Source organism: Bradyrhizobium sp. USDA 327 (genome assembly GCF_041262065.1).
Classification (GTDB): domain Bacteria; phylum Pseudomonadota; class Alphaproteobacteria; order Rhizobiales; family Xanthobacteraceae; genus Bradyrhizobium; species Bradyrhizobium liaoningense.
Genome location: NZ_JBGCCW010000001.1, coordinates 3441898 through 3453825, shown reverse-complemented (window position 1 = coordinate 3453825; position 11928 = coordinate 3441898). Strand labels below are relative to the sequence as shown.

At 64.7% G+C, this 11928-nt stretch carries 12 protein-coding genes; 9 read left to right on the top strand and 3 right to left on the bottom strand.

Annotated elements, in window-relative coordinates; all coding sequences use genetic code 11:
• Nucleotides 1–5 precede the first annotated feature (5 nt).
• The 9 genes from nuoL (at nucleotide 6) to ABIA42_RS15825 (ending at nucleotide 9515) form a co-directional block, all read left to right on the top strand.
• Nucleotides 6–2084 (top strand): NADH-quinone oxidoreductase subunit L, encoded by a 2079-nt coding sequence (gene nuoL, locus ABIA42_RS15865; RefSeq protein ID WP_370123419.1) that lies wholly within the window; start codon nucleotides 6–8, stop codon nucleotides 2082–2084.
• Nucleotides 2085–3593: an NADH-quinone oxidoreductase subunit M gene (locus tag ABIA42_RS15860; RefSeq protein WP_370123422.1), complete on the top strand. Its 1509-nt coding sequence runs from the start codon at nucleotides 2085–2087 to the stop codon at nucleotides 3591–3593.
• A 22-nt stretch (nucleotides 3594–3615) separates the two neighbouring features.
• Nucleotides 3616–5052, top strand: coding sequence for an NADH-quinone oxidoreductase subunit NuoN (nuoN, locus tag ABIA42_RS15855; protein ID WP_271529312.1), 1437 nt, complete (start codon nucleotides 3616–3618; stop codon nucleotides 5050–5052).
• Nucleotide 5053: 1 nt separating this feature from the next.
• Nucleotides 5054–5860, top strand: a complete 807-nt coding sequence (locus ABIA42_RS15850) for a biotin--[acetyl-CoA-carboxylase] ligase (protein ID WP_370123426.1) — start codon at nucleotides 5054–5056, stop codon at nucleotides 5858–5860.
• Nucleotides 5860–7530 carry a ribonuclease J gene (locus ABIA42_RS15845; RefSeq protein ID WP_370123430.1) on the top strand — a complete coding sequence of 557 codons (1671 nt, stop codon included), beginning with the start codon at nucleotides 5860–5862 and terminating at the stop codon, nucleotides 7528–7530. The genes ABIA42_RS15850 and ABIA42_RS15845 overlap by 1 nt, the downstream gene beginning before the upstream one ends.
• Nucleotides 7531–7596: 66 nt before the next feature.
• Nucleotides 7597–8001: a methylmalonyl-CoA epimerase gene (gene mce, locus ABIA42_RS15840; protein ID WP_239623841.1), complete on the top strand. Its 405-nt coding sequence runs from the start codon at nucleotides 7597–7599 to the stop codon at nucleotides 7999–8001.
• 9 nt (nucleotides 8002–8010) lie between these two features.
• Nucleotides 8011–8286 (top strand): DUF1467 family protein, encoded by a 276-nt coding sequence (locus ABIA42_RS15835; RefSeq protein WP_271529309.1) that lies wholly within the window; start codon nucleotides 8011–8013, stop codon nucleotides 8284–8286.
• A 239-nt stretch (nucleotides 8287–8525) separates the two neighbouring features.
• Entirely contained in the window at nucleotides 8526–8879 is a 354-nt protein-coding gene (locus ABIA42_RS15830) for a hypothetical protein (RefSeq protein ID WP_271529308.1), read from the top strand.
• Nucleotides 8880–8906: 27 nt separating this feature from the next.
• The gene (locus tag ABIA42_RS15825; protein WP_271529307.1) at nucleotides 8907–9515 is read left to right on the top strand and encodes a class I SAM-dependent methyltransferase; all 609 of its coding nucleotides are present in this window, start codon (nucleotides 8907–8909) and stop codon (nucleotides 9513–9515) included.
• A gap of 303 nt (nucleotides 9516–9818) precedes the next feature.
• On the opposite strand, the gene ABIA42_RS15820 is transcribed toward ABIA42_RS15825, so the two are convergent.
• From ABIA42_RS15820 to ABIA42_RS15810, 3 genes are all read right to left on the bottom strand, one after another.
• A complete protein-coding gene (locus ABIA42_RS15820) occupies nucleotides 9819–10832 on the bottom strand; it encodes an IS5 family transposase (RefSeq protein ID WP_370113545.1) in 1014 nt (337 codons plus the stop codon).
• A 119-nt stretch (nucleotides 10833–10951) separates the two neighbouring features.
• Nucleotides 10952–11215, bottom strand: coding sequence for a GlsB/YeaQ/YmgE family stress response membrane protein (locus ABIA42_RS15815; RefSeq protein ID WP_028178196.1), 264 nt, complete (start codon nucleotides 11213–11215; stop codon nucleotides 10952–10954).
• Between the two features lie 32 nt (nucleotides 11216–11247).
• A complete protein-coding gene (locus tag ABIA42_RS15810) occupies nucleotides 11248–11697 on the bottom strand; it encodes a YidB family protein (protein WP_271529306.1) in 450 nt (149 codons plus the stop codon).
• Nucleotides 11698–11928 lie beyond the last annotated feature (231 nt).

Sequence of the window (11928 nt, the reverse complement as noted above, 5' to 3'; positions counted from 1 at the left end):
CTCAAATGGTTCAGGCAATCGTTTTCCTGCCTCTGCTGGGCGCCATTCTGGCTGGCCTGATCGCGCTCGTCGGCGCGCATGCCCGCAACCCCTCGGGCGACGAGCTCGACCATCACGGCGATCACGGCCACGGCGACGCTCATGCGTCGGCCGCCCATGATGACCATGGTCATGACGATCACGGCCACGACGATCACGGCCATAGCCCGACCGAGCCGCCCGCGGCGGGCTCGCGCGGCGCCGAGCTGATCACCACGGCGCTGCTGTTCGTCTCGGCGGCGTTGTCCTGGATGACGCTGGTCGATGTCGGCTTCATGCACCACGACTACAGGATCCAGCTGCTGCCCTGGATCTTCTCCGGCGACCTCCAGGTCTGGTGGACGCTGCGCGTCGACACGCTCACCGCCGTGATGCTGGTGGTGGTGACCACCGTGTCCTCGCTCGTGCACCTCTATTCCATCGGCTACATGGACGAGGATCCGAACCGGCCGCGCTTCTTCGGTTATCTCAGCCTGTTTACCTTCGCCATGCTGATGCTGGTGACGGCGGACAACCTCGTGCAGCTGTTCTTCGGCTGGGAAGGCGTGGGTCTGGCCAGCTACCTGCTGATCGGCTTCTGGTACCAGAAGCCGTCGGCGAACGCGGCCGCGATCAAGGCCTTCGTGGTCAACCGCGTCGGCGATTTCGGCTTCGCCCTCGGCATCTTCGCGATCTTCATGCTGGTCGGCTCGACCGATTTCGAGACCATCTTCCACGCGGCGCCCGGCCTCACCGGCAAGACCATCAACTTCCTCGGCTGGCACGCCGACGCGCTGACCCTGACCTGTCTGCTTTTGTTCATGGGCGCGATGGGCAAGTCGGCGCAGTTCCTGCTGCACACCTGGTTGCCGGACGCGATGGAAGGCCCGACCCCGGTCTCGGCGCTGATCCATGCCGCGACCATGGTCACCGCCGGCGTCTTCATGGTGGCGCGCCTGTCGCCGCTGTTCGAGCTCGCCCCGACTGCCCAGGCCGTCGTGATGTTCTTCGGCGCGACCACCGCGTTCTTCGCCGCGACCATCGGTCTCGTCCAGAACGACATCAAGCGCATCGTCGCCTATTCGACCTGTTCGCAGCTAGGCTACATGTTCGTGGCGATGGGAGCGGGGGCCTATTCGGTCGGCATGTTCCACCTGTTCACGCACGCCTTCTTCAAGGCGCTGCTGTTCTTGGGCTCCGGCTCGGTGATCTACGCGATGCACCACGAGCAGGACATCCGCAACATGGGCGGCCTCTGGAAGAAGATCCCCTACACCTACGCGGTGATGGTGGTCGGCACCCTGGCGCTCACCGGCTTTCCGCTCACCGCCGGCTACTTCTCCAAGGACGCGATCATCGAGTCCGCCTACGCCTCGCACAATCCGTTCGGGGTGTACGGCTTCCTGATGACGATCGTGGCCGCCGGCCTGACCTCGTTCTACTCCTGGCGCCTGATCTTCAAGACCTTCCACGGCGAGCCGCATGACGAGCATCACTACGAGGCCGCGCATGAGGCTCCGATCTGGATGCTGATCCCGATCGGCGTGCTCGCGGTCGGCTCGTTCGTCGCGGGGCTGCCGTTCAAGGAGCTGTTCGCCGGTCACGGCATCGAGGAGTTCTTCCGCGAATCCGTGAAGATGAACCCCCACATCATCGAGGAGATGCACCACATACCGCAGACCATCGCCTTCCTGCCGACGGTGATGATGGTGCTGGGCTTCCTGGTGTCGTACCTGTTCTACATCCGCCGGCCCTATCTGCCGGTCGAGCTCGCGAAGACGCAGCCGATGCTGTACCAGTTCCTGCTCAACAAATGGTACTTCGACGAGCTCTACGACCTCATCTTCGTCCGTCCGGCGAAGTGGATCGGCTATCAGCTCTGGAAGAAGGGCGACGGGTTCATCATCGACGGCTTCGGTCCCGACGGCGTCTCGGCCCGCGTGCTGGACGTCACCCGCAACGTCGTGAAGATCCAGACCGGCTATCTCTATCACTACGCATTCGCCATGCTGATCGGCGCCGCCGGCCTGATCACCTGGTTCATGTTCGGCTTTGGAGGCCAGTAAATGACAACCTGGCCCATTCTTTCGGTCACGACGTTCCTGCCACTGGTCGGCGCGCTGATCGTCTATCTCAGCCGCGGCGACGACGAGGCGGCCAAGCGCAACTCGCGCTGGATCGCGCTGTGGACCACGCTGATCACCTTCGCGGTGTCGGTGATCCTGGTCATGCGCTTCGACCCCAGCAACCCCGACTTCCAGTTCGTCGAGAAGGCGAACTGGCTCGCCGCCGGCATCACCTATCACATGGGCGTCGACGGCATCTCGCTGCCGCTGGTGATCCTCACCACCGCCGTGATGCCGTTCTGCATCATCGCGAGCTGGAAGGCGATCACGAGCCGCGTCCGCGAATACATGATGGCGTTCCTGATCCTGGAGACGCTGATGATCGGCACCTTCTCGGCGCTCGATCTCGTGCTGTTCTACCTGTTCTTCGAGGGTGGCCTGATCCCGATGTTCCTGATCATCGGCGTCTGGGGCGGCCCGCGCCGGGTCTACGCGTCGTTCAAGTTCTTCCTCTACACGCTGCTCGGCTCGGTCCTGATGCTGCTCGCCATCATGGCGCTGTACTGGAACGGCGGCACCACCGACATCCCGACCCTGATGCACACGGCCGTGCCGCGGTCCCTGCAGACCTGGGCGTGGCTCGCCTTCTTCGCCTCCTTTGCGGTGAAGATGCCGATGTGGCCGGTCCACACCTGGCTTCCCGACGCGCACGTCGAGGCGCCGACCGCGGGCTCTGTGGTCCTCGCCGCGATCCTCCTGAAGATGGGCGGTTACGGCTTCCTGCGCTTCTCGCTGCCGATGTTCCCGCTGGCCTCGCACGACTTCGCGCCGCTGGTGTTCACGCTCTCGGCCATCGCCATCATCTACACCTCGCTGGTGGCCCTGATGCAGGAGGACATGAAGAAGCTGATCGCGTACTCGTCGGTGGCGCATATGGGCTTCGTCACCATGGGCATCTTCGCCGGCACCATGCAGGGTGTCGCCGGCGGCGTGTTCCAGATGATCTCGCACGGCATCGTCTCCGGCGCGCTGTTCCTCTGCGTCGGCATCGTCTACGACCGCCTGCACACCCGCGAGATCGCGGCCTATGGCGGCCTCGTCAACCGGATGCCGCTCTACGCGATGACCTTCATGGTCTTCACCATGGCCAATGTCGGCCTGCCCGGAACGAGCGGCTTCGTCGGCGAGTTCATGACGCTGCTCGGCACCTTCAAGGTCTCGATCCCGACCGCGTTCTTCGCCAGCTTCGGCGTGATCCTGTCGGCGGCCTATGCGCTGTGGCTCTATCGCAAGGTGGTGTTCGGGGCCCTGGTCAAGCCGTCGCTGATGAGCATGAAGGATCTCACCTTCCGGGAGTGCCTGACGCTGTTCCCGATGATCGCGCTGACGATCCTGTTCGGCGTCTATCCGAAGCCGGTGCTCGACATGTCGGCCGCTTCGGTCCAGCAACTCGTCAACAACTACAACACCGCTGTGACGGCCATGAAGGCCGCCGCACTGCTCCAGTGATCGGGCAGGTCAGGATATCGCCATGAGCTTTGAGACTGCAGGTTATCAACTGGCGCCGGTGCTGCCCGAACTCGTGCTCGCGGTCGGCGCGATGGCGCTTCTGATGCTGGGAGCCTATCGCGGGCAGGAGACGACCAGGACGGTCACGCTGCTGTCGGTGGTGCTCCTGATCGTGGTCGGCGCGCTCGTCTACATGCAGCCCGCGGGCAAGCAGGTGACCTTCGGCGGCAGCTTCATCGCCGACGACTTCGCCCGCTTCATGAAGATCCTGGCCCTGATCGGCTCGGCGGTGACCCTGGTCCTGTCGACCGAGTTCCTGTCCGACCCGTCGCGCCGCATCTTCGAATATTCGATCCTGGTGCTGCTCTCGACGCTCGGCATGATGGTGCTGATCTCGGCCGGCGACCTGATCTCGCTCTATCTCGGCCTCGAGCTGATGTCGCTGGCGCTTTACGTCGTGGCGGCCTCGAACCGCGACAATGCCAAGTCGACCGAAGCCGGCTTGAAGTATTTCGTGCTCGGCGCGCTGTCCTCGGGCATGCTGCTCTACGGTTCCTCGCTGATCTACGGCTTCACCGGCACGGTGAGCTTCACCGGCATCGCCGCGGCGGCCACGGTCTCGAATGTCGGCCTGGTCTTCGGCCTCGTCTTCCTGCTCGCCGGCCTCTGCTTCAAGGTCTCGGCGGTGCCGTTCCACATGTGGACGCCCGACGTCTATGAGGGCGCCCCGACCCCGGTCACCGCCTTCTTCGCCTCGGCGCCGAAGGTGGCCGCGCTCGCCGTCTTCACCCGCGTGACGCTGACCGCATTCCCCGGCATCGTCTCGCAGTGGCAGCAGATCCTGGTGTTCGTGTCGATCGCCTCGATGGCGCTCGGCTCCTTCGCCGCGATCGGCCAGAGCAACATCAAGCGCCTGATGGCCTATTCGTCGATCGGCCACATGGGCTTCGCGCTGGTCGGCCTCGCCTCCGGCACGGTCGAGGGCGCGCAGGGCGTCCTGATGTACATCGTGATCTATGTCGCGATGACGCTCGGCTCGTTCTCGATCATCCTCGCCATGAAGCGCAACGGCCAGGCGGTGGAGCAGATCAGCGATTTCGCAGGCCTCTCGCGGACCAATCCGCTGCTCGCCTTCATGTTCGCGATGCTGCTGTTCTCGCTCGCCGGCATCCCGCCGCTCGCCGGCTTCTTCGCCAAATGGTACGTTTTCGTCGCCGCCATCAAGGCGAACCTGTTCACGCTCGCCGTCATCGGCGTGCTTACCAGCGTGGTGGGTGCCTATTACTACCTCGCCATCGTCAAGACGATGTACTTCGACGAGCCGGCCGGCCAGGTCGATCCGGTGCGCATCGAAGTGCGGACGGTGCTGGCGGTCGCGGGCCTGTTCAACATCCTGTTCGCGCTATTCGCAGGTCCGGTGGTGAGCGTCGCCTCCGCCGCGGCAAAGTCGCTGTTCTAGGATGGCTTTCGCGCTCGGTTCTCGCGCACTCTCGGCGGGCTATAAGCTCGCAGCTTTCGAGCGGACCGGCTCGACCAATACCGAGGCGATCGAGCACGCCAGGGCCGGCGAGCGTGGCCCGATGTGGTTCGTTACGTCGGAACAGACCGCCGGCCGCGGCCGCCGCCAGCGCGCCTGGATTGCGCCGCGCGGCAATCTCGCCGCCAGCATCCTCGAAGTGATGGACGTTACCCCGGCCGTCGCCGCCACGCTGGGCTTTGCCGCCGGGCTGGCGGAGGAGGCTGCGCTGGAGAAGGTGAGCCTCGAGGCCGCGCTCCGCCTCGGCGAGGGCCGCCCCCGCTACGCCCTGAAATGGCCGAATGATGTGCTCGCCGGCGGCAAGAAGCTGGTCGGCATTGGCCTTGAAGCCGAGGCCGTTGGCAACGGTCTCGCCATCGTCGTCGGCATCGGCACCAACGTGGTCGCAGCGCCCGAGGGCACCCCGACGCCCGCGGTGTCGCTGGCCGCGCTCGGCGTCCAGATCAGCGCCGAGGAGCTGTTCTCGGCCTTGTCGGACGCCTGGGTCGAGTTCCGCGGCATCTGGGACAATGGCCGCGGCTTTGCCGAGATCCGGAAGCTCTGGCTCGAGCGCGCTGCCGGCCTCGGCGAGCGGGTCGCGATCCACACGGGAGCGATGACGCTGGAAGGCGTTTTTGACACAATCGACGACACCGGCTGCCTGATTGTCCGCACCGCGGAGGGCCGCCTCGTGCCGGTGGCCGCGGGCGAGGTGTTCTTCGGCCCCGTCGCCTCCGTGGGAGCTGCGTGATGGCAAGGCCCGACGAACTGGTGTTTGCGCCCCTCGGCGGCGTCGGCGAGATCGGCATGAACCTGTCGATCTACGGCCTCGGCAACCGCCACCAGCGCGCCTGGCTGGCGGTCGATCTCGGCGTGTCATTCGGTGACGAGGAGCATCTGCCGGGCATCGACCTGATCATGCCCGACATCAGCTTCCTGGAGAAGGAGCGCGAGAACCTGATGGGCCTCGTGCTGACCCACGCCCATGAGGACCATTTCGGCGCCATCATCGATCTCTGGCCGAAACTGAAATGCCCGATCTATGCCACCAAGTTCAGCGCGGCACTGTTCGAGGCCAAATGCGCTGCCGAGCGCAATGCGCCTGAGATCCCTGTCACCGTGGTCCCGTCCGGCGGCCGCGTCGATGTCGGCCCGTTCAACGTCGAGTTCATTCCCGTCGCGCATTCGATTCCGGAAGCGCATGCGCTGGCGATCCACACCGAAGCCGGCATCGTGCTGCATACCGGCGACTGGAAGATCGACCCGACTCCGACCCTTGGGGCGCCGACCGACGAGAAGCGGCTGCGCGAATTGGGCGAGCAGGGCGTGCTCGCCTTGATCGGCGATTCCACCAACGCCGTGCGCGACGGCCGCTCGCCGTCGGAAGCCGAGGTCGCCCGGACCATCATCGAGCTCGTCAAGTCAGCCAAGGGCCGCGTTGCGGTGACGACCTTCGCCTCCAACGTCGCCCGCATCAAGGCGGTGGCCGACGCGGCGAAGGCTGCCGACCGCGAGGTCGTCGTGGTCGGCCGCGCCATGGAGCGTGTGGTGCAGGTCGCCCGCGAGACCGGCTATCTCGACGGCGTGCAGAATTTCCGTTCGCCTGAGGTCTACGGTCACCTTCCGCAGGACAAGGTGCTGGCCCTGTGCACCGGCAGCCAGGGCGAGTCGCGTGCGGCGCTGGCGCGCATCGCCAACGACGACCATCCTGAGATCACGCTCAACCGCGGCGACAGCGTCATCTTCTCCTCGCGCACCATTCCAGGCAACGAGAAGGCTGTCAGCTCGATCGTCAACAATCTCGTGCTCCAGGGCGTCGAGATCATCACCGACCGCGACGCTCTGGTCCACGTCTCCGGCCATCCCCGCCGCGACGAGCTGCGCGACCTGATTTCCTGGGTGAAGCCGCAACTCCTGATCCCGGTCCATGGCGAGGCCCTGCATCTGCACGAGCACGCAAAGCTGGCCCGCGCCGCCGGCGTGCCGCGCGTGCTGGTCTGCCGCGACGGTGACCTCGTCAGGCTCGGCCCCGGCGATCCCGGCATCATCGGGGAGGTGCCTTTCGGCCGTCTCTACAAGGACGGGACGATTCTGGAGGACTCCAAGTCCCGCGCGGTGATCGAGCGTCGCCGCATGGCCTTTTCCGGCTGCGCCTTCGTCGCCATCGCGATGACTGGGCAGGGCGAGCTCGCCGACGATCCCGAGGTCGATCTCGTCGGCATCCCCGAGAAGAATAGGGCGGGCGAGCTCTTCGACGACATCGTCTTCGACGCCGTGATGTCCACCATCGAGGGCCTGCCAAAGGCGCGTCGCCGCGATCCCGACGCCTTGGGCGAGTCGGTGCGACGCGCCGTCCGGGCCGTGATCAACGAACATTGGGGCAAAAAGCCTCCCTGTCTGGTACACGTACTGACAGTGTAATTGTGTCAGCATCCCGGGAAGGCGGCCCGCCGCTTGTCCGGATCACGCGCTGAGGGAGAAGAAACCATGCTGGGCCGGCTCAACCATGTCGCGATCGCAACCAAGGACGCGGTCAAGGCCGCGAAGATCTACGGTGCGGCGTTCGGGGCCGAGATCTCGGAGGCCGTTCCGCTGCCCGAGCACGGCGTCACCACCGTGTTCGCGACCTTGCCCAACACCAAGATCGAGTTCATCGAGCCGCTTGGCGAGGCCTCGCCGATCGCGAAGTTCCTCGAGCGCAACGCCGACGGCGGCATCCACCATGTCTGCTACGAGGTCGTGGACATCATCGCCTCGCGCGACACCTTGGTGAAGGAGGGCGCGCGGGTGCTCGGCGACGGCGTGCCGAAGATCGGGGCCCACGGCAAGCCGGTGCTGTTCCTGCACCCGAAGGACTTTTCCGGCGCGCTGGTCGAGATCGAGCAGGCGTAAGGCCGTCCCATGGCCATCCAGATATCGACCGCACTTGCGATCTACTTCGTCATCTGGTGGGTCGCGCTGTTCCTGACGCTGCCGTTCGGCGTGCGCAGCCAGCACGAGGATGGCGTCGGCGCACCCGGCACCGACCCCGGCGCGCCGATCCTGACGCGGATGGGGCGCAAGCTGATCTGGACCACGATCATCTCGGCGGTGATCTACGGCATCGGCGTAGCGGCCTATCATGCCGGCTATCTCTCGATCGAGCGCCTGTCGAAATTGATGGGAATGCCGTTCTAGGGCATGGTTGGCTGCGCGTGGTTCACCTCTCCCCAGCGGGGAGAGGTCGGATTGCGCAGCAACCCGGGTGAGGGGCCGCGGCGCTCAGCGAGTCCAGAACCCCTCATCCGGATCGCATCTTCGATTCGATCCGACCTCTCCCTATGGGAGAGGTGAATCGGAGCCCGGAGCTCACATCGATTCAATCAAGATGCGTTCGATTAGGATTTCTTCGCGCGTTGTTCTTTCGGGGGAAACAAATGACTTTTCAGCGTATCGTCGTCGCGCTTCTGGTGCTGATCGTCGCCGGCCTCGGTGCAATTGGCTATTTTGAGTGGAAGATGGCCGTGCAGGTCCGCACCCTGAAGGCGTTCGTCGAGGGCTATGTCTTCAACGAGGCGGTGCTGGCCTGCGAGCAGTCGAAGAGCTCGACGCCGTTCAGGTGGAACGGAGGCAAGACCACCTCGGTGATCGGCCTGAGCTCGGTCAAGCTCGACAAATACAACGTCAGCGCCAGCTACACGCTGGTGGCGGACGGCGTCTATTGTGACTACGATCCCATCAAGAGAAAGGCCGACATCGGCTCCAGCTTCCTGGAGCGGGAGACCTTTTAGTCGCGAGCGAAGCGCGTGAGCTCTCGAATGGCATCGGACGCCGCCGACCACATCATCGATCTCTATCAGCGCAAGGCATCGGACTGGATCGAGAGCCGTGCACGGAGCAGTCTGTTCGAACAGGCCTGGCTCGACCGTTTCCGCGCGCTGCTGCCGCCTGCCGGCTCCGTCCTCGATCTCGGCTGCGGCTCGGCAGAGCCGATGGCGGGATATCTGATCGGGCTCGACCATCCCGTGACGGGGGTGGATTCCTCGCCGGCCATGATCGATGCGTGCGGACAGCGCTTCCCGCAGCAGGAATGGATCGTTGCCGATATGCGCCAGCTTGCGTTGGGACGGCGATTTGGCGGCATCCTCGCCTGGGATAGCTTCTTCCACCTCTGTTTTGACGACCAGCGCCGCATGTTCCCGATCTTTCGCGACCATGCGAGGCCGGAGGCGGCGCTGATGTTCACAAGCGGCCCGGCGCAGGGCGAGGCGATCGGAGCGCTCGGCGGCGAGCCGCTGTATCATGCCAGCCTGGATCCGGCCGAATATCGTTCACTGCTGGATCGGCATGGATTCCGCGTCGTGTCGCACGTGGTCGAGGACCCCGATTGCGGTGGGCACACCATCTGGCTGGCGCAGCGCCTTTGAGACGCTGCGGCCACCTCGCGGCAGCAGCGGCGTCGCCGTGAAGCAGGCATCCGGCGAGCCTTCCGTCACACATTCCGCTTGAGCGAGTCCGCCAGCAGGTCTCGGCCAGTTCTAAAGCATGATGCGAGTAGGTTTGATTGCGCCACCGGCGGTGCACTTCCTCTCCCGCTTGCGAGAGCTTTGCATAATTGGATGTAAGGGACTGGTTCCCGATGTCGGGCTTTTTTTGCGCGGGGTCGGACGGCGCGCGGGCGTTGAATGGTTGGGTTTTCGCGGCCAACCGATGGCGTTGGGCGGCGGCGGTCATGCCGCAGCTCCCGCAGGAGACAGCACTGCCCATCGTTTGAGATTCATGGCGAGGCAGATCAGGCGCAGACGCGTCTGGTTGCGCGCCAAGCCGAGATAGCGGGCGCGCGCCCAGCGGTAGCTGCCCTTGAGGCGCGCGAAGACCTGCTCGACCGGTGCGCGGCGCTTTCCCACAGCGTCGTTGAAGCGCTTCTGCCGCTCGGTCAGCGGATGATGCTTGTTGGGCCGAAACATCAGCCGCGGCTTGATGCCTCGCGCACGGAGGCCGCTGCGGCGCTCGTGCTTGTCATAGGCCTGGTCGGCGTAGACCGCCTTCTCATCACCACAGATCAACTCGTCGGCGGGCACCGTGTCGTTGACCGCAGCATCGGTCAGCTTGTTGCGGCGGATGATGGCCGAGCCCTTGTCGATGCCGACATGCGCCTTGTAGCCGAAGTATCGTTTGCCGCCCTTCTTGGTCCAGCGCGCATCCGGATCGCGCTTGCTGTTGACCAGTTTGCTCGGCGCCCGGCCGTCCGGGCCGGGCGGCTGCGGGTCCTCTGGCGGCTTTGGCGGCTTCACCGCCGCCGGGATCAGGCTCGCATCGATCAGTGTGCCCCGCCGCAGCACCAGCCCATGCGCCTCGATCTGGCGCAGGATCTCACCGAACAGCGTCTCGTCCAGGCCGGCCCGCTGCAAAGCGTCGCGGAAGCGCCAGATCGTTGCGTGGTCGGGGGTCTCGTCGCCCAGCACAAAGCCGCAGAAATCGCGGAACGAGGCGCGATCATCCAGCGCCTCTTCAAGCTCAGGATCGGACAGCCCGTACCATTGCTGCAGCAGCAGCGCCTTGAACATCACCAGCCGCGGATAGGCCGGCGCGCCCCGCTCCGGTTCCGGCAGACCGCCCAGCACGCGCGCCACTGCCGCCCAATCGACCAGTTCGCCAACCCGCCTCAGCACCCGATTGCCTTTCCCTCGCCGCGACACCAGCGCGTCCGCGAAGCTCGGTTGTCCAACCTGCCGATATGCCATCCCCAGCCCCCTACCAATCAAGCCGAGAGAATTGCAGATTCGTGCTTTATGCAAAGCTCTCGCAAGCGGGAGAGGTGTACGAGCCGCACCGATCATCTATTCAACCTAAGCCATTCCGCTTAGATCGCCCGGCGTTGCCGGCCAGCGAAGAGACCGTAAACAAACAGCACGACGATCGCGCCGACCACCGCACCGATCAGGCCGGCCCCTTCACCAGGGCGATACCAACCCAGCGCTTGCCCGAGATAAGAGGCCACGAACGCGCCGACGATGCCGAGAATGGTCGTCAGGATGAAGCCGGAAGGTTCATTGTCGCCCGGCATGATGAACTTGGCGATCACGCCGGCGAGAAAGCCAATGATGATGGTCCAAAGAATGCTCATGGGTACATCTCTTCTGAGTTAAGCCGCTGCTTCTATGCTTCGGGCAGGCGTCCATCCGGCGTGTATTTGTCGATTGCGGAAGGAAGTTCACGGGACAGCCGTGTGATGATCTCGTCTTGAGAAAGCCCGGTCTGCTCTGCGAGCTTCTCCAGGACGTCGCCGCCGATAGCTTGTTTGAGCTGCGGCGAGGAGATGTCCTTGTTGGGCCCGGGCTTCACCCATGAGTCGGCGATTTCGCCCTGGCCATTCTGGTTGAACCTCTCCAGGAGCTCGCCAATTCCGCCATTGAGCAGGCCCCCGATTCCGCCCGCGCCGAGCATGCCGCCGAGATTGCCGAGCATGCCCCCAGGCGGCTGCGGACCGCCCGCAGACGAGCCGCCCCCTGCGCCTTTCAACAGCTCAGCCAATTTGTCGCGGTTCTGATATCCGGCAATGGCCAGCATCGCCAGAAAGGCAGTCATGGAGGGCATTCCGCGGCTCATCTGCAGCTCCTCTACAAGGTCAGAAACTCAAAACTGTCTCAGCCTGCTTGGGTTCCTCAATCAGCCAATCCTGGCTCGCGGCCAAGCGTCCCAGCTGGTTGCCCGATGCCCATAACGTGCGCCCATGTCCCGCGCGCCGGCACGACAACGCACCAGGTGGCGGGCGGCGTTGATTGCGATTACGATCCGATCAAAAGAATGGCCGGGATCGGCTCGGGCTTGCCAGCCTCG

What these genes read in the sequence shown, in the direction of transcription:
- ABIA42_RS15860 (WP_370123422.1), top strand. Translation starts at nt 2,085, where the DNA reads ATGACAACCTGGCCCATTCTTTCGGTCACGACGTTCCTGCCACTGGTC.
- ABIA42_RS15810 (WP_271529306.1), bottom strand. Translation starts at nt 11,697, where the DNA reads ATGAGCCGCGGAATGCCCTCCATGACTGCCTTTCTGGCGATGCTGGCC.
- nuoN (WP_271529312.1), top strand. Translation starts at nt 3,616, where the DNA reads ATGAGCTTTGAGACTGCAGGTTATCAACTGGCGCCGGTGCTGCCCGAA.
- ABIA42_RS15845 (WP_370123430.1), top strand. Translation starts at nt 5,860, where the DNA reads ATGGCAAGGCCCGACGAACTGGTGTTTGCGCCCCTCGGCGGCGTCGGC.
- ABIA42_RS15835 (WP_271529309.1), top strand. Translation starts at nt 8,011, where the DNA reads ATGGCCATCCAGATATCGACCGCACTTGCGATCTACTTCGTCATCTGG.
- ABIA42_RS15820 (WP_370113545.1), bottom strand. Translation starts at nt 10,832, where the DNA reads ATGGCATATCGGCAGGTTGGACAACCGAGCTTCGCGGACGCGCTGGTG.
- ABIA42_RS15830 (WP_271529308.1), top strand. Translation starts at nt 8,526, where the DNA reads ATGACTTTTCAGCGTATCGTCGTCGCGCTTCTGGTGCTGATCGTCGCC.
- ABIA42_RS15825 (WP_271529307.1), top strand. Translation starts at nt 8,907, where the DNA reads ATGGCATCGGACGCCGCCGACCACATCATCGATCTCTATCAGCGCAAG.
- nuoL (WP_370123419.1), top strand. Translation starts at nt 6, where the DNA reads ATGGTTCAGGCAATCGTTTTCCTGCCTCTGCTGGGCGCCATTCTGGCT.
- ABIA42_RS15850 (WP_370123426.1), top strand. Translation starts at nt 5,054, where the DNA reads ATGGCTTTCGCGCTCGGTTCTCGCGCACTCTCGGCGGGCTATAAGCTC.
- ABIA42_RS15815 (WP_028178196.1), bottom strand. Translation starts at nt 11,215, where the DNA reads ATGAGCATTCTTTGGACCATCATCATTGGCTTTCTCGCCGGCGTGATC.
- mce (WP_239623841.1), top strand. Translation starts at nt 7,597, where the DNA reads ATGCTGGGCCGGCTCAACCATGTCGCGATCGCAACCAAGGACGCGGTC.